Raw genomic sequence first — 25,320 nt, 5'->3', positions numbered from 1 at the left:
TTTATCAGTCTTTGAATTCCACGGCCAGTCCAGTGATTTCCCCGAGCAAACGTGATATTCCGTCCCTCTTTGCATCGGCAGGGATGGTGACACTGAGACTTCGACCCTTCATCGTTGCCGTACATTTCATGAGTGTCGCATCAAGGAATTCTTTTTTAGCGGGAGCGTTAGCCGCTGTACCGTAAACCAACTCCTTGCAGTCGGCTCCAGTCCAGAAGGTGGTTGTTCTCCCTGATTTGAATGCGGACGTCCAATTGTCCTTTGTGAGGAGGCGAAGGTCTTTTACCGTGGCGCATATTTTTCCGCTGCTCGGCGCGAAGGTGATTCCTCCTTCAAACTCGGTATACCCTCTTTCCATTAGAAGTTCTTTGAGGCCGCGGGTTTGCAATTGTTTTTCCGGGACACCAGCTTTTTCGAGGGCTTGACGGATGTCAAGCTGCTCAAGTGCCAGAAGGGCTTTTCGGGAGTCGACTTTCAGCTCGGCACCCCGGCCCCTGACGAAGAATTCCACCTCGCTGGCGCCAACCTCGAGCCGCCTTTCCGCACCGCTGCTTTTCTTGTTTCGCTGGGCACCGATGACTTCGCGTCGGACAATGTTTCCCTCGCGCTGGTACCTCTGCACGTTCTTCAATGCGTCCGCGAGGAAGCTGGCCCGGTCGCTCGGGTATGCCTGGGCGAGGCGTTCATTGGTCAGGCAGTATCCGCCGAATCGGACTGCGCCGGCGAGTATCTTCTCGGCTGACGCCGTTTGCTCGGCCAGCTTTTTCTTGAGCTCCATGCGTTGCGGTGATTCCCAATTTTCTAGATTATTGATCTTTTCCAGTGCTGGGATCACCTTTGTTTCAGCTTCTTCCATCCACCATTGAACAACTGATGCAAGCCGTGTTTCTGCGGCCTTTCTCGCCGTGATGACTATCCCTTTTAGACTTCGCTCGAATTTATCGTCTGGGAGCTGCTTTAGCCTGTCGTTCATAGCGTTTCGCTGCTCTTGCAATGAGGGGGATGCGGTGAACAGCTCCAGCTCCCTGGTTTCGGCGGAGCGGATCTTGCTAATCTCGTTGTTCAGGTCCACGCGCTTGGCGAGTTTCCGATGCAGTTCCTGCCAGCGGGTGAAGATTCGCTCGTAGTCTTGGTCCGGTAGGTCGGGAGCCCACGCCCTCAAGGCTTCCCGAGTGCTGCGGATTTCCGCGAGCAGGACGTCGTTGTCAGCTTGGGTCCAGTTGATTTCTTGCTTGCAGCGGTTGTACCTGCGCAGGGCTTCAGAGCGTTTCTCGCCTGATTTTTCTCTGACCTCCTGTACGTCGGGTGCTTTAGCGGATGGACGTGCGGGGCTCAGGTACTTTTTCAGGAGTCCGGGTGTTTCATCCGGCACCCAGATTTTTGTCAGTTCCTTCTTCTCCTTTGCCCCCTTAATATTGGCCATCTCTGCCAGTTTTAGTACGAGTTTTGCTTTGGGAGTGGTGGGGGTCAGCAGGTTCGGGGTTTGGAGAGGGAGGAGGACGGTGCCGAGGAGGTAGGCCTTCGCTTCGGGCGTGAGGTTCCGGTTGGCTTCTCTAGCATCGGCTTCGGTGTACTGCACGGTGATGTCGCGGATGCTGCCTATGCGGCTTACGCGTGTGAATCCCGCCGATGCTCCGGTGCGGGCGTACAGAACGGTCTGGCCCATGCCGCAGGTATCCAATAGGACGGCGGCTTGCTGTAGGCCCATGGGGTTGATTTCGTAGGTGGACCCGCCGACCATGAGTGAGAAGCTGACTCGGGCTTCATTCTGCCAGTACTCGTACGGCTGCCATTCCGTTCGCTCGTTCTCGCGGTAGACATAGATGCCGTCGGCTCTCATGGCGTAGAACTTGGTGCCGTAGATGGTGGCTCCGTCATTCAGGTAAGCCTTGAGCCGGGTCTCTCCCGGGAGCAGAGCGCCCTCAGACGCCGCCTGGCCGCGCTGGACCCTCTGCTGCTGCTTGAAATGCTCGTCCCACGTGAGCCACTTTCCCTCTGGTGCGCGCGCTGTTTCGGCGTACAGGTACCCCCGCTTGTTGTCCCACTTGTAGTACTGCGTTCCTTTCGGGTCCTCCCCCGCGCGGTAGTCCAGGTTCTTCTGCGGCTTGGCCGCGGCTTCGACCCGTTCCCAGGCAGCAACGAGGCTCTCCAGGGCCTGGTATGCGTTGTCATCCCCCGTCCGGACGCTCGCAAGGATGGTTTCCCAGTACTGCCATTCGGCGCCGGCATCCTGGCCCCATGCCCGAAGTGTCGATATCAGGGAGGTGTCGTCGAAGTCGGTCCAGTTCTCGTCGCCGTAGAAGAGCAGTGCGGCAAACCTTGGGTTCAGCCTATCGCGCAGGTCCTGGAAGGGGCGGCGTGGGTCGGTGTTTCCGGCTACGGGCCGTAGAAGGTACTTGAACGCATCGAGATAGTCAGGCCAGTCGGCCATGCGCTTGCCTGCCTTAGGGGTACCGGGGGTGTGTGGTGCTTGCTGCGCGGCCCACGATTCCCTCGATGCGACTGCCTGTGCAGGGACGCGGAGGTGTCCAATCGGGCAAACACAGGAGGGTGTCAGGGTGCCCAGCGGGCCAGGGTGGAGTCGTTCCGAGGATCCGTCCGGGTTGATGCTGGTTCAAGTGGCTGGCATGGCAGGTGTGTTCGCGGGACGGAACGAACGGAAGCAGGCACGGCTTCCGGGTGATCATGAGGTGTCGAGTCCCTGATCACCGCAACGGAAGACCGTGCCTGCCAGATCATCATCGCTCATCCCGACTGGCCTGCGCCAACTCACCACCGCGTCACCGCCCGCTCCCGGCGAGCATCCGGGGCTGCTCCAGCGTCTGGCGGCCGTACCCGATCCGCGCCGGGCTGCTGGCCGTCGCCATCCCCTGGCCTTCGTCCTGGCACTGGCCGCATGTGCCGTTCTCGCCGGCGCGAAGTCCCTGACGGCGATCGCGGAGTGGGTCTCCGACGCACCGCCGGCCGTGCTCACCTCACTTGGCGGGCCCCTGCGCGAGCCGACTGGGCCGGTCGCCCCGGCCGGGGCCACAGTGCGCCGCCTCCTGCAGCGCGTCGACGGCGACGCCCTCGACGCTGCGATCGGCACCTGGCTCGCCGACCGAAGCCGGAACCGACACACGCTGCGGACGGGCAACCTCTGCGTGCGCTGGCTGTCGACGGCAAAACCGTCCGAGGCGCCCGAGGAACCCGTCGAGGACGGTGGGGCGGTACTGAAGCCGTTTGAGCCGGTTGCGCACGAGGGCTTCCAGGTGGTCGAGCGCGACGCTGGCGAGGTTCGCGAGGCTGTGCTTCACGTGGGCCCACAGGTACTCGACCGCGTTCAGTTCCGGCGCGTACGCGGGCAGGGTGAACACGGTCAGCCACTCGCGCGCCTCGACCAGGTCGCGCATCGCGTGGGAGACGTGCGTGTTCAGCCGGTCCCACACGAGCACGAGCGGGGCCTTGACCAGGTGGTGCATCCCATCGATCAAGTCGATGTAGTCGCGTTCGGACAGGCTGCGGCGCTCGCCCTTGTGCCCGGTGTGCCTGCGCAGCCGGTGACACAGCCTCGTGCGCGAGCCTGGACGCATCGCGATCAGCCCGGCTACCGACACCTTCCCCGAGCGGCGGCCGGACACCTTCACGACCGGGGTGACCCCGCACCGCCCCCAGGTCCGTCCGGTCGGCGGCCTGCGCGTGAACCCGGCCTCGTCCTCGAAGCAGATGAACCCGCCGCAGGCCGCCCTGGTGGTTTTACCTACGCCCAGGTCGCCTCCTTCCACGCCGCCACGGCCTGCTCGTCGCGCTCCGCGGCCCTGCGGGCCGGAACCTGAGGAGTGAATCCGAGGCGGTGCATCAGGCGCGTGGCGCCCGAGACGCTGTAGGAGACGTGGAACTTCCTGCCGATCAAGGTGGCCACCCGCGCACCGGTCCACACCTGGTCCTGGTCCTGGTCCTCGCGAGCCTGGCGTTCGATAAGCCCGACCGAAGCGACCTCCGGATCGGTGAATGTCACCTGCGGCACGGCTCGATGGGCTTCCGCCGTGCTCAGCTCGGCGGCGATCCGCCCGGCGGGCTGCCGCCGTTGGCCCGGGCGGCGATGATCTCGCCCGCGATCCGGGCCTGGTACTTGCCCATGTGCGTGAGCAGGGCCCGGCCGCATACGTCGCCGATGGCGTAGAGCTACTGTCCTGACACGCCCTTGACGGTCTGCTGATCGTCGACGGCGAGGTAGCCGCCGTCCGGCAGCCCGACGGAGGACAGGCCGATGTCGCCGGTGCCCGGGGTGCGGCCCAGCGCGACGAAAATCTCGTCCACCGTCAGCTCCGCGCCGTTGGCAACTCTCAGTGCCACCGGACCGCCGTGCGGGAACCCGGTGCCCGCCTGGGTCACCTGGTCCCGGTACACACTGACGACGGTGCGGCCCAGCGCGAAATGCACCCCTGTGTTCTGGAGTTCTTCTCCCCGCCAGTTCGCCGGCGAACGGCTCATGCTTGTTGAGCAGGCCGGAGCCGCGGTGGATCAGGGTCAACTCGGCGACCCCCAGGCCGCGCAGCCAGGTAGCAGCCTCGCGAACCACCACTCCGCCCCCAGCACGGCGACGCGCTGCGGAACCTCGTGCATCTGCGTGACGTCACGGGAGGTCCATGGTCGCGCATTGCGCAAACCGGGGACGTCCGGGACGGCGGGGGTGGGTCCGGTGTCGATGGCCACAGCGTGCCGGGCGGTGATGGTGCGCACCGAGCCGTCCGGCTTTGTCACCTCGACCGAGCGTTCTCCTGCGAGCCGCCCGAGCCGCGCACGACGTCGATTCCGGTGTCCGGCGCCCACTTCGCCTGGCCGGCGTCGGACAGGTTGTTGATGATGGCGTCCCGGCGGGCCAGCACCGCATCGACGTCGGGACCGGAGCGGCCCACGAGCGAGGAAACGCCGGGCAGATGCCGCGCGCTGTTCAGCACCTCGACCGGGCGCAGCAGTCCCTTGCTGGGCATGCACGCCCAGTACGAGCACTCGCCTCCCAGCAACTCGGCCTCGACCAGGACCGACTCCAGCCCGGAGAACTGGGTTGCGTATTGCGCGGCGTTCTCACCGGCCGCAGCGCCCCGAGCACGAGGACGTCCCATTGTGACCTGTCGGGGTCGACTGCAGTCGCCATGAGCACTCCTGATCTTCGGTCTCGAAGGTAGGCCTTCCTACCGCTCTGCAATGGCCTTTTCGTCCTGCCATGGTGTTTGCGCGGATTTGGCGCCGGCCGGCCCACTGCCCGACGCCTGAGGTCATCGTCGGATCAATACAGTGCCCAATGCAGCGCCCCGGCCCCGTACCCCGCCGATCCGACCGAGCTGGTTGGCCCGGGCAGCGGGGTCATGGGCCGGGGATTCCGTCGGCGGGAGCCGGTGCCTGCGGGGCCGTGTAGGGAACCACGGGGCCCGTGCCGTCGTCGGTAGTCAGGGGCGGGCCTTGGAGGACGATCACGTTGCCTTTGATGACGCCGATCTGGGTGCCGGTGTAGCCGCCGTGCGAGGTCTGGCTGTAGTCGAAGGGAGTGAGCCCGAATCCGGGGGAGAGTTGGCCGCGTTCCACTGCCGCGACCAGCGCCTGACGGGTCAGGTTCCTTCCAGCCTGCTGCAGGGCCTGGACGAAGGTGTACGCGCTCGCCACACCGATCTCCACGTACTGATCCAGAGGCAGGGTCGGCAGGTACGTGTCGTGGATTTTCTTGATCAGAAGGCTCCAGCTGCTGGAGGTGTCGGACAGCGGCGTGAGCCACGCGTCAGTGATGATGCCCTGGATGAGCGGGTTGCCCTGCGTGTTCCCGCTCAGTGCAGTTGACGGCAGGAGGCTGGAGAGTGTCGCCGGGTCGGAGCCTCCCTGATAGACGACCAGTCGCGCGGTGTTGCCGATCTTCTGCTGGGCCAGGCGCAGCAGCGCGGTGTAGGCCGCGATGGAGAAGCAGACGATCACGTCCGACTTGGCGTTGGCGATGGCCTCGGCCTGGGGGGTGATGTTGTTGTAGCCGAGCTGGTAGGACTGACGGATGACGACTTGGGAGGCCGGGATCTCGCTGTCCAGTCCCTGGACCCCCTGCTGGCCGAAGGCGTCGTTCTGGTAGAAGTAGGCGATTCTCTTGCCCGGGAAGCTCTTTGCCACGTAGGAGCCGAGGATCTTTCCCTCACGCCGATAGTCGGTGGTGTATCCGAAGGTGTACGGCAGCTTGACCGGGTCGTTCCAGCAGGTGCAGCCGGAGCCGGGGAACAGGTCCGGCACCTTTTGCGCGTTGAGGTAGTCGACGACCTGCTGATGGGTCGGGGTGCCGAAGCCGTTGAAGATGGCGAACACCTTGTCCTGCTCGACCAGCTTGCGCACCAGGACCGGGGTGTTGGCCGGGTTGTATGCGTCGTCCAGGTACTCGTAGAAGATCTCGCGACCGTTGACGCCGCCGTGGGCGTTGACGTAGTCGAAGTACGCCTTGGAGGCTCGGGGGATCTCGCTGTACCCGGCCGAGGCCGGCCCGGTCAGCGGCTGGTGGCTACCGATGGTGACCGTAGTGGCGGTCACCCCGGGTGTGGTTGCCGCCTCGCCGCCGTGTGATCGTGCGGGGCCGGTGCAGCCGGTGGCGACCAGCATCAGGATGATCAGGGCCGCGGGGGCCCCGAGGCGCTTGTTCATGGGAAGGCCTCCAAGCCGGCGGGGTGGCCGGGCGGCCGCCTTTCGGATCGGTCAGGCCGGTTCCCATGGGGGCGGGGCACGGGCTCCTCGCATCTACCCACCAGTACGTGCACCGCTCTTCGTGTCACGACCGGGCTCCTCGTGTGGCTGACCTGGAGGTACGTCCCACCGTACGGCTGCAGCCCACGCTCGACCACCGCAGAGGCCGGTACGCCGGGCCGCTCGGACCGCAGCCCGGGGGGTCACGGTGGCAGACGGGCGACGACATCAGTCCTGCGACGAGTTCCTTGGTCCGTGGATGGGATGCGGTGCGGCTCGGCCGGGTGCTCCGTGTCTGTCGCGAGCGGCCTCCGGCTGGTCCGGCAAGATCGCGAGCCGCATCCGGTGCAGTGCCTCGAGGGTGGCCGGCCAGGCCGCGTCGATGTCGTCGAGGAGGTGTGCGGCCGAGGTGGGGGCACCGTGTGCCGCGAGGGTTTCCAGGGCCTGACACAGCCGTGCGATCTGTTCCAGGCCGAAGGTCTGGGTGGTGGATCCGAGGGTGTGCGCGGCTCGGCCGATCCGTTCGGGATCGTGTTCGTGCATGGCTCGGCGGAGTTCGCTGAGCACGTTGGGTGCCTCGTCGATGAACGCGTCGATCAGCCGCGCCGTGTCGCGCGCGCCGAGGGAGTCGATCAGCCCGTCTGCGGCGGTTGAGCCGGTCAGGCCGGTCGCGCCGGTGGCGGACGGGTCGGGGTGTGAGGGCGCGTCCCGCGAGCCGGAGGGGGCGCTGCCCGGCCCGCGTATCCAACGGGCCAGGGTGGTCTGTAGGGCTTTGATGGTGAGGGGTTTGGTGAGGTAGTCGTCCAGGCCGGCCGCGATACAGGCTTCGTGGTCTTCGCGGGTGGCACTGGCAGTCAGCGCGATGATCCGCGGGCGTTGGTCCTCCGGCCATCGGTCATGAATCGCTCGGGAGGCTTCGAGTCCGTTCATGGCAGGCATGGGGACGTCCATGAGGACCACGTCATAGGTTTTGTGGCGCAAGACTTCCAAGGCCTGGGCCCCGTCGCTGGCGAGGTCCACCGCCTCGTAGCCGATCTTTTCGAGCATGCGCAGAGCGAGCTGCTGGTTGACGCGGTTGTCCTCGGCCAGCAGGATCCGCAGCGGCGCCGTGTCGGGGGGCACCGACGGTGTGACCGACCTGATCTGCTCGCTGTGTTCGGCTGCCGCCTCGGGCTGCAGGGCCTGCGCCAAGCTCGTCTGCAGGTGTGTGGATTTGACGGGTTTGGACAGGCAGGCGTGGAACAGGACCCGCTGTTCGGCGGCGAGGTTGGGCCCTCCGAGGGAGGACAGGAGGATCATCGGCAGACTGGGGCGGTGGTGGCGGATCTGCTGGGCGAGAGTGACACCGTCCATGTCAGGCATGTGCATGTCCAGGACCGCGACGTCGAACGGCATTTCGTCGCGGATCCAGGCCAGTGCTTGCCGGTGTGATCCGGTGACGCGAGCGTCCATTCGGAGATTGCCGGCCTGGCGGGCCAGGATCTGGCGATTGGTGGGGTTGTCGTCCACTGCCAGCAGGCGCTTGCCCCGCAAGATCACGGGTGGTGGCGCGTGCGGGCGTCGCTGTGACGGCGGGACTTCCCTTGTTGGGACGGTGAAGTGGAAAGTCGAGCCGTGCCCGTGTGTGGATTTCACCCAGATGGTGCCGCCCATGAGGTCGACCAGCCGTCGGCTGATGGCCAGGCCCAGCCCGGTGCCGCCAAAGCGTCGGGTTGTGGAGGAGTCGGCCTGCTCGAAAGGTTGGAACAGCTGGGCGGTGCGCTCCGCGGGGATACCGGCGCCAGTGTCGCGGACCGCGAAGTGGATGGTGAGCGTCCCGGTGTCACCGGGTGACCGGTTGGCTGGGGATACGGCTTCGTCGTTGTGGGCGCCCTTCCCACGCACGGTCTGGAAGAGCATCTGGAGCAACAACCCGCAGGAACGGCTGAACAAGACATCCGCCGCCGCACCGACGTCGTCGGGATCTTCCCCGACCGGGCCTCCGTCGTCCGACTGGTTGGCGCGGTCCTGGCCGAGCAGAGCGACGAATGGGCCGAGCAACGGCGCTACATCGACTCCGAGATCCTCGGCCGCTGCCGCCTCCACCCGATCGAGGGAGAACCCACCGACGACACCAACCCGACCGCCCTCACCGCATAACCTGCAACCAGATCACCGACTGGCCGTCGATACCACGCCAGCGGACGTGACCGCGGCCCGACGCGGTCGCCAACCTGCTCGGCACACCCTGACGGCCTTTTCCGGCTTCCCGGCGCGACAATGCGAAGCGCTCTACACGACGGTCATTCCGTACTCACTCGGGTCGTCGGCGCGACCCGAGCTGTCGGCGACGGGTTTTCACCGTCGTCGAGAGCGGACGGTCACGCGGTTCAGGCGCCGCCGAGAGCAGCCCCATCCGCATGCCCGATCGCGGCCCTCCACCTCGACCAAGCCGTCCGGGCCAGGGCCGCCGCACGGCTCACCGAAGTCCGAGGACAATGACGGGTTGTGATCCACTCGTTTGCCCCGCGCGTCCGGCACGGCACCAGAAAGTACATCGTGCAGCCTGATGTCAGGCGCCCACGCGACACGAGCGCCCAGGGGTGTTCTTCCTCTCCCCCGATGCCGGGTCTACACCCCGGAGCTGTGCTCCCGGTCGGGCGGCCAGGGGCACATGTCGTGGGTGCGGTGGCCCAACACGCCGCACCCACCTCATAGCGTTTCGCGAGGCCATGAACTGCGATTCGGCTGAAGTATGCGAAGAAATCGGTCGAATCCCACCTTGGGCATGATCTTCCCCGCCTTTCGGCGGGGACGCTTGTCATCTACTCAGGAGTAGCTTTAATTCAGTGCCGCCACGGAAGCAGCGGCCTGACGCGGGCGCCCTGCTGCCCGGCCGGGCCGACGGCGCACGCGACGCGATCGCCACCCACACGAAGGGCGATCGGTCCCGACGAAGGACGGTCGCCGCGGTGGCGCCGGCGCTTGCCCGACCAGGAGGGGACTTCGTGCCACGTATCGCAGCCCGCGCGCCGCAAGAAGTCTTCGAGAGCCATGTCAGGGCACTTCTCGCCGAGGACCTGGACGCCATCGTGGCGAACTTCGCCGAGGACGCGGTGTCCGTCACCCGTACCAGCGTTCGCCACGGACACCGGGGCATTCGCCAGGCCTTCATCCGGCTCTTCCTGGACCTGCCCCACGCGAAATGGCACCTGAAGACCACCACCTTCGCCAAGGATGTGCTCTTCCTGGAGTGGTCCGCCCAATCCGAGGTCAGCCGGGCCCACCGCGGCGTCAACACTCTCGTCTTCGGTGAGGGTTTGATCCGGGCTCAGACGATCCGCTACACGCTCTTGCCGGCCCCTGCCCCGGGTTCACCCCCCATTCGCTCCTGGCCATCTTGATCGGCCGCCTGTTGGATGACAGGCCCGCCCACGCCGCCACCCCCAGACGTGCGCGGTCCGGGGAGGTCCACCCTGGGACTTGCCTGATCATCCTGACGTGGTGCCCGGTGCCGGGTCTGCGCGGGGGTACCGGCTTGTTCGCCGCCGCCGGGGGCTGAACCGCGGGCGTCCCAGGCCAGGACGGTTGAGCGAAGACGATAGGGCGCTCCGGGGTAGGGCTTGGAGGGGGCGGGAGTGGTGGAGAGGTTATTGATGTGGAAGGTCTGATCTGGAGCTGGTCCATGGCCAGCGGCCAGCCAGGCGTGCCAGGTCTCGTTGGCGGGCCGGCGGTTCTCGGGCAGAGCGTCGCGGGCGGCGTTGCCGTCGAGGAGGTCGAGCAGGTCCTCCACACTGGGCAGTGCGGGGACGGCTTGGCCGCAGAGATAAGCGGCGACTTGGTCCAGGTCCCACAGCCGGATGCGAGCGCCGGGCCGCGAGAGGGTGGGCGGCAGGACACCATAGAGCCTGCGGTGGCGGAACATGGTCAGGGAGAGGCCGAGCAGGTTCGCGGCGTCGGCGTCGCCGATCGCGGTACGACCGGCCGGGATGACACCGGGCCGGGAGTTGGCGGGGAAATCCACGATGCTGCTCCTCCTGCGGGTTCGGGGTGCCGCAGCCGCAGGCGGCACGGGTGCGAGGGGGTCGTGTTGAGCCGAAGTACTGACTGGTCGACAAGTTCCGCTACGTGCGGCCCGGCCCCCTCCCCGTGCTTTGGCCATGAGACGGGCGTTGCGTCCGGTATCAACTGTCCTCATGAGGGTGCTGCGACCGGCCTGGAGCTGAATCAGCCCGTCGTCCACGCTGGTGGGGTCCGGTTGACGTCGTATTCGGCAGGCCGCCCCAGGAAAAGCGTGTCGCCCGAGAAGTCGGTGATCCCGCTGAGCCGGATGAGAGCCTCTCGGACGCCCTGACTCGACGTGCTCGGCAAGGAGAGCGCTGAAGGAAAGCCCTCAATCTCGGTGGTGGGCCGTGCCGTCTGGCGGGGGATCCTTAGTGCGGAAGGGCGGGTCCGCGAAGCCTCCTTCGCCTGCGGCGCAGCCGCCTGCGCACATCTGAGTGGTCATTCACCCAGCGGGGATTCCCCCATTGGGTGATCATGGCATGCACAAGCTACTGCCAAGTACACGGCATGACATATCCGTCGAAGGAGGGGGACGCAGCCCCCCGACCGGAGGCTGACTCCTCCGCTGGGCATCAGCCCCGTCAGGACACCGCCGGGCGCTCCGAAGACCGATCGAGCTGCGCGGAGCGCGCCTTCGCGCCCACGGTGCAGGCGACCGAGGGACTGCGGGTCCGTAGGCGTCCGCACGTAGACGTCCGTAATCGACTCCTCCTCGAGGACGCTGTCCTCGTCGCCATAGGTGCCGACGCGTGCTGATCCGTCGACCAGCAGACAACCTCGGCGAACTCATCGATCCCCGGCGCGAGCTCGGGACAACGCAGCTCAGTGCCGGTCAATCGACGGCCGATGCCTGTAAGCACGGCCGTCCGGGCAACTGGCATGAGAACACGGCCGGATACCTTCCCTGCGTACAGTCGGCTTGGGCCCACGCGGCTCCTGAGGAGACCATGGCGATGTCGAAGACAGCGGCTCCGAGCCTGCCAGGACTTGGCCGGACCCTGCGGGGCCGCCCTTCCGACCGTGCGGCGGCCTTTGCGGCTTTGAGGACGCGCAACTTCCGGTGGTATCTCGCGGGACGGCTTGTGTCCGGCATCGGCGACTGGATCCAGCGGATCGCCCAGAGCTGGCTGGTGCTCACCCTCACCGGAAGCACCACGGACGTGGCAGTGACTCTCGCGCTGCAGTTCCTGCCCATCGTCCTGCTGGCAGTAGCCGGTGGAGGGCTGGCGGACCGGATCGACAAGCGCAGGCTACTGTTGGTCTGCGAAGTCTGCCTGGGCTTGCTGGCAGCAACCCTCGCCATGCTGACCCTCTATCGCGTAGTCCAGATCTGGGAAGTGTACGCCTTGGCATTCGGGCTCGGACTGGTGTGCGCTGTCGAGGCACCGGCCCGGAAGGCCTTCGTGCCGGAGCTGGTGGGTGAGGAGCAATTGGCCAGTGCGGTGGGCCTGACGCTGGCCACCTACCAGACGACGCGCCTCGTCGGCCCGGCCGTGGCGGGGCTGCTGACCACAACGGTGGGCATCGGCTGGGCCTTCGCCGCGAACGCTGCCTCCTTTGTCGCGGTGGTGGCCGCCCTGCTCGGCCTGCGTACCGCCGAGCTCCACCCGGCGCCTTCATCGGCAGACCGGCAACGAGCGGGATTTCGCGAGGGACTGCACGATGTCGCCGGCCGGCCTCGGCTGGTTCGGGTTCTGCTGCTGGCGGCGGCCGTGGGAACGTTCGGCTACAACTTCTCCGTCGTGCTCCCCGGTTTCGCCTACCACGTCTTTCATTCCGGCCTGCAGTGGTACGGCCTGATGAACACCGCTCTCGCCGCGGGGGCTCTCGCAGGCTCGGTGCTGATCGCACGACGCAGACACCGCACACTGGACCCTCCCGTTGCCGCTGTGGCCGTTTTCTGCATCCTGGAAATGACCACAGCGCTGGCTCCTTCCCCCTGGGTATTCGTGTGCCTCCTGGCGGCGCTGGGCCTTGCTGGAGGGACGATCTACCCCTCGTGCACCACGGCAGCGCTTACCCTCAGCGACCCGGCGATGCGCGGGCGCGTCATGGCTCTGCTCACGCTCGGCTGGGAAGGTACCTACCCCGCTTCTGCCCTGGTGACGGGCCTGGTCTGTGCACACATGGGTGCTCGGGCAGCGATGGTCCTGTGTGGGCTGATTCCCCTGCTCGTCGCGACCGCGATCATCACTCACCTCCGCCACGGGCGCGGCCGTGGGAGTAGGTTCCGGGCGGCCAAGGTCGCGCCGTGAACGTCACCCGGCTTCACTGCTGGGTGGGATCACCTTGATTCTCATCACCTGTGCCAGCACAGCCTGTGCGGCTCCTGACAGCAGGAGCATGATCTCGAGTCCGAGCACCAGATAGACCAGGGCGCTGGCAATCTTGACGTTCTGCGGACTGTCGGTGACGAAGGGTGTGAGCGCGACGAGGATCGCAACGAGAGCAGTGATCGATTCGAAGAACATCAGAGGCCGGGGCACTGCCTTCAGCAAGAGCGTCAGCACAGCAGCGGCGGCCACGGTGGCGAGAGCCAAGCACAGTGCCAGGTAGCCCCCGGTCACATGCGCCGAGGCTTGTTGCCGGCCGTCGAAGACGGGGATATGCAGCACGCCCCGAACAAAGAGCGTTGCTATCAGGGCTGTCAGGAACGTCACGACGGATGCAGACGCGCAGCCGGCCCACAGGTGTCCCCAGAGGATGGGGCCGTAGGGCAGATTTTTGTTGGGCGCGAGATATCCCGGCAGGCTCCACGAGCTGTACTGTCTGGCAGGCCGAACGTAGTGCTCATCCTGCACCGATACGACTCTCCGCCTCCCAGACGTGTGAGGGCGTGCGGTGACGGATTCATGACTCACCGCGCAGGGCGATTGGAATACCTGCATCGCGCCTACCCACCGGGCGCGCAATACGCCTGCACAGAGCGAAAGCCCATCCCAAAGGGGAGGAAATACTGCCCTGACGGGAAGAGCTCGTTACCTTCAGCGAGCGGCGCAAGGGCCGCTGTGGGCCGACTGTGGCCTCCGAGTTTCCTTCTATTCGTGAGCGAGCACGAGGCGGAACGGTGCTTTGCCGCTGCGCATGAGCTCGATCGCGTTGTTGATTTCCGCGATCGGCATGGTCTCCGTCTCGGCCCAGATGCGGTGACGTGAAGAGAACTCGAGCATCTCTGCCGAGACAGCCCGGCCCCCTGCGGCGCTGCCGACGAAGGCGTACTGACCCAGGATGAGCAGGCCGGCGGGTACATTGATGGGCCCCAGTGAAGCGCCGACGATGCAGATCTTGCCGTCCGGCCGCAGGAGGCTGAGGTAATCGAGCCAGTTCAGGTCCACGTCGACCGTGGAAAGGATGAAGTCGAGCGAACCAGCAGCCTTACGCATCTGCTCGGGATCCGAGCTGACGACGAAGTGATGTGCACCGAAGCGGCGCGCTGCGTCGTTCTTGCTGGCGCTGCTGGAGATCGCGGTGACCTCGCTGCCGCGCGCGGCGGCGAATTTAAGTGCCAGGTGTCCGAGTCCGCCGATACCGATGACGCCAACGTGCGAGTTCGCGCTGGTGTGTTGTCGGAGGGGCGCATACGACGTCACGCCGGCGCAAAGGAGCGGTGCGGCATTCTCGGGCGCCAGCGAGTCCGGGATCGGGAAGGCATAGGGGGCCGGCACCTGCACCACGCTGGCGAAACCGCCGCGACGTCCGCCGCCGATGGTGAACTCCATCTTCCGGCACAGGTTGTCCCGGCCGTCCGCGCAGTACTGGCAACTGAGACACGTGCTGCAGATTGGCCCGACTCCCACACGCTGTCCTGCTTGGAGATGCGTGATGGCTGAGCCGACCGCGCTGACCATGCCGATGATTTCATGTCCGGCAACGAGAGGATAGGGAACCGTGCCAGAGCGATTGTCGATCTGATCGAGGTCACTGCGGCAGAGGCCGCAATGGCTCACTTGGATCTGCACATCGTTGGGATGGAGCGGACCGAGTTCGTACTCCGTGGGCTGCAGCGGTTGCTTGGGGCCCACCGCGGCGTAGGCACGGACGTGGACAGTCATGCGCGGCCTCCTGGTGACGGTCGAGAGTCATGGAGCACCATCATGCACAGGAGGTTCGGGCAACATCGCCCTGAAACCGGCCGTGTTCCCGGAAACCTGTTCAACCGACTCCTGTGGCCGGTCGCACGGCCTGGAGCGGCACGGGGGAAGCCGGAGCCGGGGTCAGTGACCGCCAGGGCCGCACCGCCGGGGCTCTCCGCGACCGTGGCGCCCGCGCGGGCTTCTCAGAACTTTGAACCATCGGGCAAGAAACCCTTCCCGGACAATCGCCTGTCAGCTCCCGCGACATGGGGAGTGGTGCGACAAAATGGCCGTTTGGGTACTGCTTGCAGGCCCCACGTGATTCAACAAATAGGCGTGCAGAGTCTCTTCGATGCCCCACAGCCCAGCTGGACGGTGATGCATGGTGTTCCAGGACAGCCAACAGGAATCGATGATCATTAATCAGATCCGCGACGAGTGGCTAGATCTTGAACGTGACACAGAAGCTTTTCTTGCGACTTTCTCGAATTGCGGCAATACTCTGATTCCGGCGCCTGCGGCACTTTTGAGAATGAAGCCAGCAGAAACGTTGGCTGCGGCCGGGCCCGAGGCCTCCTACTTCTGGGCATATTTCGATGCGATGGAAAGGTATTTCTACGGCCTCGAGGTCGACGGCGATACGACCCTGAAAAAGTCCTCCCTTGCCTTCGAGGCCTATGTACTCGGCTTCTGGAAGGAGCTGGGCGCACTCAGGAGGGACGTCGAAGCTGCCAACAGTCAATTTTCCGACTATGTCACTTACATTCAAGACGGCCAGGAAGGCCCGTCGGAGATAAGTCCGTACGCGGAACCCTTCAGAGAAGGTATCAATGTTCTGCTGGAAAGGCTCACGGACATCTATAATCTCACTTTGCGGCTGAGCAAGTGGGTGTCGAAGGAGTACGAGCTGTATCTCACGGCGGCGAAGTCCCGTTCCGAATCTGCCATGGGGGCGGCCGGGGAAGCATCGGAAGAACTTGTGAGGCTGCGCAGTCAGGCCGAAGCCATGGGCTACGGGGACATCACTGTCCTTTCCGATCCGAATACGGGGCGTTATTTCTACGCTCAGGACGGAGCCGAGGGCGAGAGAGCTGTCTGGATAGCTTCTCAGAACGCGATGCTGGGCATGGGGCTCCTTTATCATGGAACGAACTACGCTGCGATTCGGAAGATTCAGGAGGAGGGCCTCAGGCCCTCTGGCGACAGCTCTGCATACGGGGCGGGTGTCTATTTGACTCCCAATGCGGAGATTGCAGCAAAATTTTCTTCCCGGACCGATGTTTTTACTTCCGCCTTGGATCGGGCGGGAGGCTCCGGTGGCGAGGGTCCGGTGGCGGTCAGCAAATGGAACAACGACCATGCCGTTCTCGTGCTCGGCCAGATTACCGGGCAAACATGGGAGCACCTCGTGGCCGATGTTCCGGCGGGGGCGAGTGGGATTCCCACGGACGTACATAATCCGGAATACTGGAATAGCTGGGCGCGCCAGAACGGCTACAGTGCGATGTATGTAAAAGAACCGAACTATCTCATTGTATTCAATGAAGAGGCGATAGAAACCTTCGGAATCCTTGACAAGAAGGATGAGCTCCACGCGGACAAATCCGGATGGACTGCCAAGGTCAAGGCCTTGAAGGAAGAGCCATTCAGTCCAATCCCGCCCACGGGGAACGTGTATCCGGCGCAAAACCCGTTCGGCTCGATTCCGGACGAACCCGCTGGATCCGGCAGGCTCACCATGAAGGACGCCTACAAGGGCGAGCAAAGAAGTTCAAAGACACCCAAGATACAGGAAATGACTGGCGACGAAAAGTCCAGGAACCGGGTCTCGACATACTATTGCGACGAATTGACCGCAGAGCTCCTCGAGGTCGAGCCCAATGAAGGAAGGATCGTCAGGAGCAAGGACCAGCCGAACAAGATACCTCATCCGGGGTCCTACATCTGGGTGATGTCCAGCGACGAGAAAGTCTACCTGATCAACAAGCGAAAAGTCATAATCACCACATACAAGGACGGCAAGAGATCTTCAGAGGAGCGAGAGCTGGCTTCGGACGGGAACGCCCTTCTTGACCTTGTAAATGAATTGAGAAACTCTGGGGTGGACTGGTACGTGCAAACGATGCACCACTCCTCGCCGGTAAGGGCCAGGAACGTCGAAGCGGGTGGACACATCAGTATCGGGGACGACGGAGTAATTCTCAGCCTCACACACACGACTGGGCACTTCCGGGCGACGAGTGAAGACCTGTACCGCGCTTCGGCCAAACTTCAGGACCGAGGCTACAAGATATCGGACGTGCCGAATATCCAGGTGACTCAGTACACCGGCCCCATGGGCGATGCAGCCAGGGAGCCCGTGAATCTGACTGGCGCTCAGTTCCTCTCCGCGGGTAGCTACGGGCACCCCTTGGGCGAGGCACCGGGCATGACGCCAAGCCCGGAAGCGGAAGGTGGCAGTTCCTTCGCAATCCATGCACACGAGAAATTGACAGACGATCTGGAGGTATGGCAGAAGGCAACTCCGGAGGAAAGGAAGAGGATCAGAAGCGGGAAGCGGATGCACTCCATCGACGACATCAGTCTGCCCTCCGATCCCGGCGCTGGCGACGAGGGGCACGGCAAGGACGACGAGCAGGAATACAGGAACGTCCACCTTGTCAGGAAGGCACATGACGAGATCGAGCTGACCGTGGCGGCGGAGGAAGATCCGAATAAAGTCTCTGCGATGCGAAAGGAATTTTGGGGGAAGTTCTTCGGCAGGTACGGCGATGCTTTCGTCGAAATCTCCACGGATTCCTATACCGGCCAGCTCTTCAGCTGCAGAGACAAAGCTACGAACATCGTAGTAAATCTCCTCGAGTAGACATGCAAGGGCTGATTCAAAGTCCTGGTGATCATGTGGTTCTGCAGGTCGGTGGGGTGGGTCCTGGGCTGGCAGGGCCGTGTCGGAAGCAGCGAAACTCCGGTTGGGCAGGTGACCGCCAAGTCGCCTGTGCCAACCTGAAGTTTCGATGTGCCGGCAGTTTGCCGCCCCCTGCTCTGCACCCGTGCGTCGACTCGCATGGGGCACTGGTCTGGTGGATCGACTCTCATCGCTGCCGGATCCGCGTGACCGGCGCGGCCAGCGTCACCCGCTGGTGAGCGTGCTGCTGGTCGCGGCCTCGGCGGTGCTCGCCGGGGCGCGTTCCTTCCGGGCGATCGGACAGGGGGCCGCCGCAGCCCCACAGCACACCCTGTCCCGGCTCGGCGCGGGCCGTCGGCGTTCTCGGCGTGTGCCTCGCGTCCAGTACCTCGACGATCCGCCGGGTCATCGGCACCGTCTGCCCAGGTGGCCCGGCAGACCTCACCCGGCGGCGACCCGCTCGCGGCGGACACCCTCGCGGTCGACGGCAACAGCAGCCGCGGCTCGCGGCACGGTGATCCGCCCGCCGCCCACCTGCTCGCCGCGATGACCGGCACCGAGCGAACCGTGACGCGGTTACGGATGCCGGACAAGACGAACAAGATCACCCGCTTCGCGGCTCTCCTCGTGCCGTTCGACCTGGAAGGGGGTCGTCGTGACCGCGGATACGCTGCACACCCAGCGCACGCACGCCCGGTTCCTGGTCGAGGAGAAAAAGGCCCATCACGTGCTCGTGGTCAAGGCCCACCAGCCCGCTGTGCACCGCACGCTGCGGCAACCACCCTGGAGGGACGTCACCGCCCGGCACCACCGGCGCGGCACCGGGCACGATCGCCGCGAGACCCGGGTGACCCGCATGCTCACCGTCACCGACCTCGGCCTGGACCTCCCCCACGCCGCCCAGGCCGCGAAGATCACCCGCCACCGCGCCGACCTCAAAGACCGGGAAACGAACCCGGCAGACCCTCTACGCGCTCACCGACCTGCCCCACCAGCAGGCCTCACCGCAGCGGATCGGAGAGCTGGCCCGTTCGCAACGGACCACCGAGAACCGACTCCACTTCGTCCGCGACACCGCCTTCGGCGAGGACGCCTCCAAGATCCGCACCGGCCACGGCCCCGAGAACACGGCCACCCTGCACAACCTCGCGATCCACACCCCCCGCGACCACGACCACACCAGCATCGCCGCCGGCCCCCACCACGTCTCCCACGAGCCCTTCACCCGCCCGCTCGACCTCCTCAACATCCCGTGACCAGCCCAGACGCAAGATCACCAGGACTTTGAATCAGCCCCGAGTAGACATGGCCACGAGTTGTCAGCGGGCAGCCGAAGTTGCCCGGTCGGCTGCGTGCGGGGCTAAGCCGGTGGTTCGGCGGGATGGGACGGTGACCGCCTGTGCCACCCGTGTCCTCCGCGGGTCGGTGACGCACCCTCGTACCGGCCGGGAGCAGCCTTGACCACCACATCCACCGTCCGCCCGAGGCCCGGCGGGTTCCATGCCCTGCGGGTCCGCAGCTTCCGATGTTTCTTCCTCGGGCAGACCGTGTCCAACGCGGGCACGTGGATGCAGCGGATCGCCCAGAGCTGGCTGGTGCTCACCCTCACCGGAAGCCCGGTCGCCGTCGGGCTCTCCGGAACACTCCAGGGGCTGCCGATGCTGCTGCTCGGCCTGTACGGAGGCACGCTCGTAGACCGTTTCCCCATCCGTCGGGTCCTGATCGTGACCCAGTCGACCATGGGCGTCCTGGCAGCGACCCTGGCCGCGCTCACACTCACCAGTACCGTGCGGATCTGGCACGTCTACGTGCTGGCTGGTCTCCTGGGAGCCGTACAGGCCTTCGACACCCCTGCCCGGCAAGCATTGGTTCTCGAGCTCGTGCCGGACGCAGACGCCCACAGCGCTGTGGGCCTGAGCCAAGCCAGCTGGCACGCCAGTCGGCTGGTGGGACCTGCGGCGGCCGGGGCTCTGATCGCCGCTGCGGGCAGCGGTGAGGCGTTTGCCCTCAATGCGGCCTCCTTCGGCGCCGTCGTTGCGGGCCTGCTGCTCATCCGTCCTCAGGACTTGCACGCACGCACCCGATCACGGCGTTCCCCGGGGCAGGTGCGCGAGGGTCTCCGCTACGTCCGCAGTAGATCCGACCTGGCCCGGACCGTGATCCTGGCCGGGTTCGTCGGCTGGTTCGGCTACAACTTCCCCGTCGTGCTGACCTCCTTCTCCTCCGATGTCTTCCATGTCGGGCCGGGCTGGTACGGGCTTTTCAGCGCCGGCACGGGTGCGGGATCTCTACTCGGGGCCCTGGTCGCCGCGCATCGCCCGCATGCCGGGATCCGGATGCTGGCGGTGACCGCAGGCCTGTTCGGCGTCAGCGAAGCAGTGGGCGCCCTCGCCCCCGGAACGGTGTCATTCGCACTGATGCTGGCCCTTGTCGGCGCCCTGGGCACCGTCTTCTACGTCACCAGCAGCGCGGCCGCCCAACTCGCCGCGCTGCCCGAGATGAGGGGCCGGGTCATGGGCGTCTACACCGTCGCGTTCACGGCTCCGCTCGGCGGTCCCCTGGTCGGCTGGTTCATCACCCAGGTGGGACCGCGCGTCAGCATGGCCGCCTTCGGCCTGGTCCCGGCCGCAGCAGCCGCAGCGCTCATCGCCTTCCGGGCCCGCGGCCCGGGTCTGCGCACCGAAGAAGGGCGCGAGGCGACGCGTCCACGGGACGACCGTCATGCCGTCGGCAGCGGCGTGCCGCCGCGGACAGTGGCCCGGAAGGCGAGCGGGGTCTGGCCCGCCCGCTGGTGGAAGTACTTGTTGAAGTTGGTGGCGCTGGGGAAGCCGAGCCGCACGGCGATCTGGGTCGCGCTCTGGTCACTGTGGGCCAGCAGTCGCTTGGCCTCCAGCATCACGCGGCGGTCGATGAACTCCTTGGCACCGGCACCGACGCTGGAGCGTGTGGCGCGCGAAAGAGTGCGCGGCGAGTAGCCGAGAGCCCGTGCGTAGTCCTCGACCCGTCGACTCCGTGCGAAACCGCGCTCGACGGCGTCCTGGAACCGCAGATAGGCCGGGTCCGGGGGTACGGGGGCACTGCCGCCGACAACGTTGGTGAGACGTGTGAGCCGGAGTACGAGAACCGCGAGCAGGTGCCGCATGACGGCGACGCGGATGTCCCCGGAGACAGGTTCCAGGTCCTGGAACTCCAGGCGGAAGTGTTCGAGGGCGAACCGTACAGCCTGGGCGTCGCCAGCGACGGGGGCATAGAGGACCGGCGCGTACGGGTCATCCACGCGGGCCGCCGTGACGGTGGCCGGGTCGAGGAATCCTGGCTGGAACAGCACGAGATGCCCTTCGGCCCGGCTGATGTCCCCCCATTGGTGCACCTGTCCGGGGTGAACCCACAGCCACTTCCCGGCTTCCAGGACGTACCCGGTGAAGTCGACCGTGTGGTGCAGGCGGCCACTCGTGAGAGTGAGCAGATGGTGAAAGTCCGGGCGCTGGGGTGCGGCAAGCCGCTCGGGACGCACCCGGGCGCGCAGATCCGCCAGGGAGATCACCTCAGCGCCGGCGGGCGTCCCCGGCCGGGCCGCGAACACGACCTCGGGAATCTTTTCCTGGGCGGCGCGTCTGGTATTGACCATCGTGACGTGTCAGCGTACCTTCCCGGCGCCCGACTTGCCTTCGCCGAAATGAGCGCAACCGGCGAGACAACCGATCACGTCTGCCTCCGCGTCGTTTCGGCCGCTGATACCGCGCCTCGCTGGAGCAGGCGGCGGGGTGACGGCTTCGCGAACGCGCTCGCGGTACCGATTGTCCGGCTACCGTCACCGCAGAAGGTGTCGGGCACTCTCTGCGTGACCGGGGGCGCTCCCATCACGACGTAGCCAGGCGGCGCTGGGACGGTCGGCAGGTCACAGAAGCCGGCGCGTTCATAGAACTGGCGCGCGCGATGCGCACTGGCCAACCTCGTCAGTCCGATCCACTGATCGGAAGCTGTTGAAAGAAGCTCGGCGAGGAGTCTGGTCCCGATCTTCTGGCGCCACAGGCCAGGAACGACGTGGATCTCCAACAACCAGAATGGCGCGCCATAGGCGGCCCAGTTCCTGTTCGCGGCAAGGGCATCCGTCATCCGCGCGGCCCAGGACCACCTGGTGTCGAAAGGGGCCCCGAACGCGAAGCCGACGAGCCGGTCGACGTTGAAGGCACCCACCGAGCGGATGCCGGGCTCGTCGGTGTGCGACGCGATCATGCCACGCCGAGCGGCCGTCTCGTGCAGAGGGAATCCGTTCGCCTGGGCTTGGACGTCGGTGAACTCGTCCACCCAGTCCCCCAGCGCCAGCGGGACGAGCACGGCGGATGGGCGCGCCGAGGACGGCGTGCGCTCTGCCTGAGGTGCCAACTGCTCCTCCTCCTTGCCGGTCCGACGCGCCGGAAAACCTGGCTTCCGCTCCGCTCCTTCGATCCGCGGACTGCGTCGCACAGCGAGCCTGCCGCAACGGACTTGGCACCGAGCCGCACCGTCGGGTGATGCGGAAGGCCGGATTCGATGCGCGAAGGGGCAGGGCCGGAGACCACCGGGGAACCGGCTCCCCTTCATTCGCGACATCGCGTCCGGCGAGGACACCTCCCAGATCCGCAATATGCAAGATCATCGGAACTCGCATCAGCCCCGGGCCGTCATCCCCGGCTCGCACGACGGCAGGGCCCGATCCTTCGTTCGAGCCAACGGACCCCGCCACCCCTGCGGTCCAGCCGGGGAGGGAACGCATCCTTGGCTCGGAGCCGCGCAGCGGCGGAGGACGCTGTGTTGTCAGTGGCGTGTCCTAGCGTGATCACATCACGCGAGAGGGGGGTGGGCCGGGTGATCCGTGCGTACAAGTTCCTCTTGCGGCTCTACCTTCCTTTTGGGTTCGTCCCAGCCATTCGTAGGGTTGTGGCGCACAGGGGAACCGGGTGTGGCTTTCATGCGGCTGCCGTCCGTGGCTCTGTGGGCTTGGCCGCCCGGTTCCCCACGACGACTCGGCCGCGGATTGGGAAGTGCGAGAAGGTCGCTGTGTAGAGCAATGCCGGCGAGGTCGTCCGTGGTGCGCAAGGCAAGTACGACCTGATGGAGAGCGATGAGCCGGATTTGGGCGGGGACCGACTGCGGCAAGACCCACCACCACACGCTGGTTCTGTGGGCTTGATCCGGTTTGACGGACACTCCTGATCAGGGGCTTCGGCCCCGGAAGGATGATGTCCATCATGGAGAGCATGGGGAAGAAGAAGCCGAGGCCCAGGCGCTCGTTCACGCCGGAGTTCAAGGCCGAGATCGTCGACCTGTGCCAGCGCGGCGACCGGTCCGTCGGTCAGGTCGCGAAGGACTTCGACCTGACCGAGACCGCGGTGCGCGACTGGATCCGCCAGGCCGAGGTCAACGCCGGTCAACGGGACGGCTTGACCAGCGACGAACGCGAGGAACTGGCCCGGCTGCGGCGGGAGAACCGCCGCCTGCGCGAGGACGTCGAGGTTCTCAAGCGGGCCACGGCTTTCTTCGCGAAGGAGACCCGGTGACGGTCCACCCGTTCATCGAGGCGGAGAAGCAGGCAGGTCACAACGTCAAACGAGCGTGTGAACTGCTCCAGGTCTCCCGTGCCGCCTTCTACGCCCGCCGCAACGGCGAGCCCGGTCCCCGCGCCGTCCGCGACACCGAGCTGACCTCGAAGATCACGGACATCCACGCGGACTCCAGGGGAAGCTACGGAGCCCCACGCGTCCACGCGCAGCTCCAGCAGAGCGGCGACCGGTGCGGACGCCGCCGGGTCGCCAGGCTGATGCGCCAGGCAGGCCTTGAGGGTCGACACCGCCGCCGGCGCCACCGCACCACGATCCCGGACCCGCAGGCGGCCTCCCGGCCGGACCTGGTCCTGCGCGATTTCCAGCCCGACCCGACGGCCCTGGACGCGCGCTGGTGCGGCGACATCACGTACATCGCGACCGAGGAGGGCTGGCTCTACCTGGCCACGGTCATCGACATCGCCTCGCGTCGCGTTGTCGGCTGGGCCACCGCCGACCATCTGCGGACCGAACTGGTCGCAGACGCCCTGCGAGCGGCCTGCAGGACCCGCCGCCCATCGGCTCCGGTGATCTTCCACACGGACCGCGGCTGCCAATACACGAGTCACGAATTCGCCGCCCTAGCAAGAGACTTCGGCGTCCGCCTGTCGGTTGGCCGGACCGGGCAGTGCTGGGACAACGCGCTCGCGGAGTCGTTCTTCGCCACCCTGAAGCGGGAGCTGATCGGCGACCGCACGTGGCCGAGCCGGGCGGCTGTCCGCTCCGCGATCTTCGAGTGGATCGAGGGCTGGTACAACATACGCAGGCTGCACAGCAGCCTCGGCTACCGCACTCCCGCCGGCTACGAGAACGTCCTGGCGGCCTGACCGCCACACCGAAGGTGTCCGTCAAAGCGGAGCAAGCTCACTGGACGTGGAGGGCAACGCGCGGCTGTCGCGGCGGGTGGCCAGTGACGAGCCGGAGCTGATCCGGCTGATCGCGGACGTGCTGGCCATCGCTGACGGCCGCGAGGTGACCTGGGCGATGGACATGACCGGCGGCGAGCCCGGGCTGCTGATCAACCTGTTGGTCAACCACGGGCAGGAGCTCGTCTACATCTCCGGCGTCGCGGTTAACCGTGCCACCGACAGCTACCGCGGCCAGGGGAAGACCGATGCCCGCGACGCGCGGGTGATCGCGGACCAGGCCAGGATGCGCCGCGACCTGCAGCCCGTCCGTCTCGATGGCGAGGCCGTCATCGAACTGCGGCTGCTGACCGAGCGCCGGGCGGACCTCGTCGCCGACCGCACTCGTGTCACCAACCGGCTTCGGTCCCTGCTGAACAGCATGTTCCCCGCCGTGGAACGGGCCTTGGACCTCGGCAATGCCGGGCCGCTGCGACTGCTCGCGGGCTACCAGACCCCGGCGGCGATCCGACGCGCCGGCTCCAAGCGGCTGGCGACGTGGCTGCGCAACCGGAAGGTATACGGTGCCGAGGCCTTGGCTGCGAAGGCCGTCGAGGCCGCCGAGCGGCAGCACAGGGCCGTGGCCGGGGAGAAGGCCATCGGCAAGATGGTCCACACCCTGGCCGAGGAGGTGATGGCCCTCAACGAGAAGATCGCCGGGACCGACAAGCTCATCGAGGGGACGGTTTCGCGAGCACGAGCTCGCCGAAGTGATCACCTCCGTGCCCGGTATCGGGGCGATCCTCGGCGCGGAGTTCCTCGCCGCCGTCGGCGGAAGCCTGGACGCCTTCCCCACCCCGGACCGGCTTGCCGCGTACGCCGGCGTCTGCCCGGCCCCGAGGGACTCGGGCAAGGTCAGCGGTAACCTCCACCGGCCACAGCGCTACCACCGGCGCCTGCAGCGCGTCTTCTACATGTCCGCGCTCACCAGCGTCCGATGCGACCCCAACTCCCGTGCCTTCTACGACCGCAAGAGAGCCGAGGGCAAGCGGCACGTCCAAGCAGTCCTCGCCCTTGCACGCCGCCGCGTCAACGTCCTGTGGGCTCTGATCCGTGACAGACGGTGCTACCAAGTCACACCTCCCGTAACCGCTGCGGCTTGACTTCAGCATTGGGAAGCC

General features: G+C 66.1%; 18 protein-coding genes and 5 pseudogenes. 10 read left to right on the top strand and 13 right to left on the bottom strand.

The window, feature by feature from the left end; translation table 11 throughout:
* Positions 1–4 precede the first annotated feature (4 nt).
* Entirely contained in the window at positions 5–2,431 is a 2,427-nt protein-coding gene (locus BS83_RS44945; protein ID WP_157596796.1) for a hypothetical protein, read from the bottom strand.
* 292 nt (positions 2,432–2,723) lie between these two features.
* Here BS83_RS44945 and BS83_RS43315 point away from each other — a divergent pair.
* Positions 2,724–3,035 (top strand): annotated as a pseudogene (locus BS83_RS43315) (transposase family protein); the annotation flags it as partial.
* Positions 3,036–3,170: 135 nt separating this feature from the next.
* Here the strand turns inward: BS83_RS43315 and BS83_RS02310 are convergent.
* The 6 genes and pseudogenes from BS83_RS02310 to BS83_RS02290 all read right to left on the bottom strand — a co-directional run.
* A pseudogene (locus tag BS83_RS02310) lies at positions 3,171–3,928 on the bottom strand (IS630 family transposase); the annotation flags it as partial.
* A 236-nt stretch (positions 3,929–4,164) separates the two neighbouring features.
* Complete coding sequence (locus BS83_RS41255) at positions 4,165–4,422, bottom strand: hypothetical protein (RefSeq protein ID WP_051942469.1); 258 nt, start codon at positions 4,420–4,422, stop codon at positions 4,165–4,167.
* Positions 4,423–4,509: 87 nt separating this feature from the next.
* Complete coding sequence (locus BS83_RS41250; RefSeq protein WP_051942467.1) at positions 4,510–4,743, bottom strand: hypothetical protein; 234 nt, start codon at positions 4,741–4,743, stop codon at positions 4,510–4,512.
* Complete coding sequence (locus BS83_RS44940) at positions 4,740–4,973, bottom strand: hypothetical protein (protein ID WP_157596794.1); 234 nt, start codon at positions 4,971–4,973, stop codon at positions 4,740–4,742. Before BS83_RS44940 ends, BS83_RS41250 begins: the two co-directional genes overlap by 4 nt.
* A 373-nt stretch (positions 4,974–5,346) precedes the next feature.
* The gene (locus tag BS83_RS02295) at positions 5,347–6,651 is read right to left on the bottom strand and encodes an ABC transporter substrate-binding protein (protein WP_037600002.1); all 1,305 of its coding nucleotides are present in this window, start codon (positions 6,649–6,651) and stop codon (positions 5,347–5,349) included.
* Between the two features lie 267 nt (positions 6,652–6,918).
* The gene (locus BS83_RS02290; protein WP_157596792.1) at positions 6,919–8,589 is read right to left on the bottom strand and encodes a response regulator; all 1,671 of its coding nucleotides are present in this window, start codon (positions 8,587–8,589) and stop codon (positions 6,919–6,921) included.
* Between BS83_RS02290 and BS83_RS02285 the strand changes: the two are divergent.
* Positions 8,564–8,829: pseudogene (locus BS83_RS02285) on the top strand (transposase); the annotation flags it as partial. The gene BS83_RS02290 and the pseudogene BS83_RS02285 overlap by 26 nt on opposite strands.
* A gap of 848 nt (positions 8,830–9,677) precedes the next feature.
* Positions 9,678–10,073 (top strand): nuclear transport factor 2 family protein, encoded by a 396-nt coding sequence (locus BS83_RS02280; protein ID WP_051942461.1) that lies wholly within the window; start codon positions 9,678–9,680, stop codon positions 10,071–10,073.
* Here the strand turns inward: BS83_RS02280 and BS83_RS44935 are convergent.
* A complete protein-coding gene (locus BS83_RS44935; RefSeq protein ID WP_157596790.1) occupies positions 10,013–10,693 on the bottom strand; it encodes a hypothetical protein in 681 nt (226 codons plus the stop codon). The two genes, BS83_RS02280 and BS83_RS44935, sit on opposite strands and share 61 nt — an antisense overlap.
* 790 nt (positions 10,694–11,483) lie before the next feature.
* On the opposite strand from BS83_RS44935, the gene BS83_RS02275 reads away from it, so the two are divergent.
* The gene (locus BS83_RS02275) at positions 11,484–12,989 is read left to right on the top strand and encodes an MFS transporter (protein WP_157596788.1); all 1,506 of its coding nucleotides are present in this window, start codon (positions 11,484–11,486) and stop codon (positions 12,987–12,989) included.
* Between the two features lie 3 nt (positions 12,990–12,992).
* On the opposite strand, the gene BS83_RS02270 is transcribed toward BS83_RS02275, so the two are convergent.
* Both BS83_RS02270 and BS83_RS02265 read right to left on the bottom strand, forming a co-directional pair.
* Complete coding sequence (locus BS83_RS02270) at positions 12,993–13,535, bottom strand: hypothetical protein (protein ID WP_157596786.1); 543 nt, start codon at positions 13,533–13,535, stop codon at positions 12,993–12,995.
* 237 nt (positions 13,536–13,772) lie between these two features.
* On the bottom strand, positions 13,773–14,786 hold the full coding sequence (locus BS83_RS02265) for an NAD(P)-dependent alcohol dehydrogenase (RefSeq protein ID WP_037600000.1): 1,014 nt from the start codon (positions 14,784–14,786) through the stop codon (positions 13,773–13,775).
* Positions 14,787–15,189: 403 nt separating this feature from the next.
* Between BS83_RS02265 and BS83_RS02260 the strand changes: the two genes are divergently transcribed.
* Together BS83_RS02260 and BS83_RS44930 are read left to right on the top strand one after the other, a co-directional pair.
* On the top strand, positions 15,190–17,673 hold the full coding sequence (locus BS83_RS02260) for a poly(ADP-ribose) polymerase family protein (RefSeq protein ID WP_157596784.1): 2,484 nt from the start codon (positions 15,190–15,192) through the stop codon (positions 17,671–17,673).
* A 148-nt stretch (positions 17,674–17,821) separates the two neighbouring features.
* Positions 17,822–18,262 carry a transposase family protein gene (locus tag BS83_RS44930; protein ID WP_157596782.1) on the top strand — a complete coding sequence of 147 codons (441 nt, stop codon included), beginning with the start codon at positions 17,822–17,824 and terminating at the stop codon, positions 18,260–18,262.
* Between the two features lie 451 nt (positions 18,263–18,713).
* Here BS83_RS44930 and BS83_RS44925 read toward each other — a convergent pair whose 3' ends face one another.
* Positions 18,714–18,989 carry a hypothetical protein gene (locus tag BS83_RS44925; protein WP_157596780.1) on the bottom strand — a complete coding sequence of 92 codons (276 nt, stop codon included), beginning with the start codon at positions 18,987–18,989 and terminating at the stop codon, positions 18,714–18,716.
* A gap of 180 nt (positions 18,990–19,169) precedes the next feature.
* Between BS83_RS44925 and BS83_RS47090 the strand changes: the two are divergent.
* A pseudogene (locus BS83_RS47090) lies at positions 19,170–20,354 on the top strand (MFS transporter); the annotation flags it as partial.
* Positions 20,355–20,431: 77 nt separating this feature from the next.
* On the opposite strand, the gene BS83_RS48505 reads toward BS83_RS47090, so the two are convergent.
* Positions 20,432–20,854 (bottom strand): helix-turn-helix transcriptional regulator, encoded by a 423-nt coding sequence (locus tag BS83_RS48505; RefSeq protein WP_332262305.1) that lies wholly within the window; start codon positions 20,852–20,854, stop codon positions 20,432–20,434.
* Positions 20,855–21,414: 560 nt separating this feature from the next.
* A complete protein-coding gene (locus BS83_RS41240; protein ID WP_051942450.1) occupies positions 21,415–22,098 on the bottom strand; it encodes a GNAT family N-acetyltransferase in 684 nt (227 codons plus the stop codon).
* An 845-nt stretch (positions 22,099–22,943) separates the two neighbouring features.
* On the opposite strand from BS83_RS41240, the gene BS83_RS02235 reads away from it, so the two are divergent.
* The 3 genes and pseudogenes from BS83_RS02235 (at position 22,944) to BS83_RS02225 (ending at position 25,302) form a co-directional block, all read left to right on the top strand.
* Complete coding sequence (locus BS83_RS02235; protein WP_037600517.1) at positions 22,944–23,252, top strand: transposase; 309 nt, start codon at positions 22,944–22,946, stop codon at positions 23,250–23,252.
* Positions 23,249–24,121, top strand: coding sequence for an IS3 family transposase (locus BS83_RS02230; protein WP_037599992.1), 873 nt, complete (start codon positions 23,249–23,251; stop codon positions 24,119–24,121). Before BS83_RS02235 ends, BS83_RS02230 begins: the two co-directional genes overlap by 4 nt.
* Positions 24,122–24,161: 40 nt before the next feature.
* Positions 24,162–25,302: pseudogene (locus tag BS83_RS02225) on the top strand (IS110 family RNA-guided transposase).
* Positions 25,303–25,320: the final 18 nt, after the last annotated feature.

It is taken from the genome of Streptacidiphilus rugosus AM-16 (assembly GCF_000744655.1).
In the GTDB taxonomy this organism is placed as follows: domain Bacteria; phylum Actinomycetota; class Actinomycetes; order Streptomycetales; family Streptomycetaceae; genus Streptacidiphilus; species Streptacidiphilus rugosus.
This window is presented reverse-complemented; position numbering and strand designations above follow the sequence as displayed.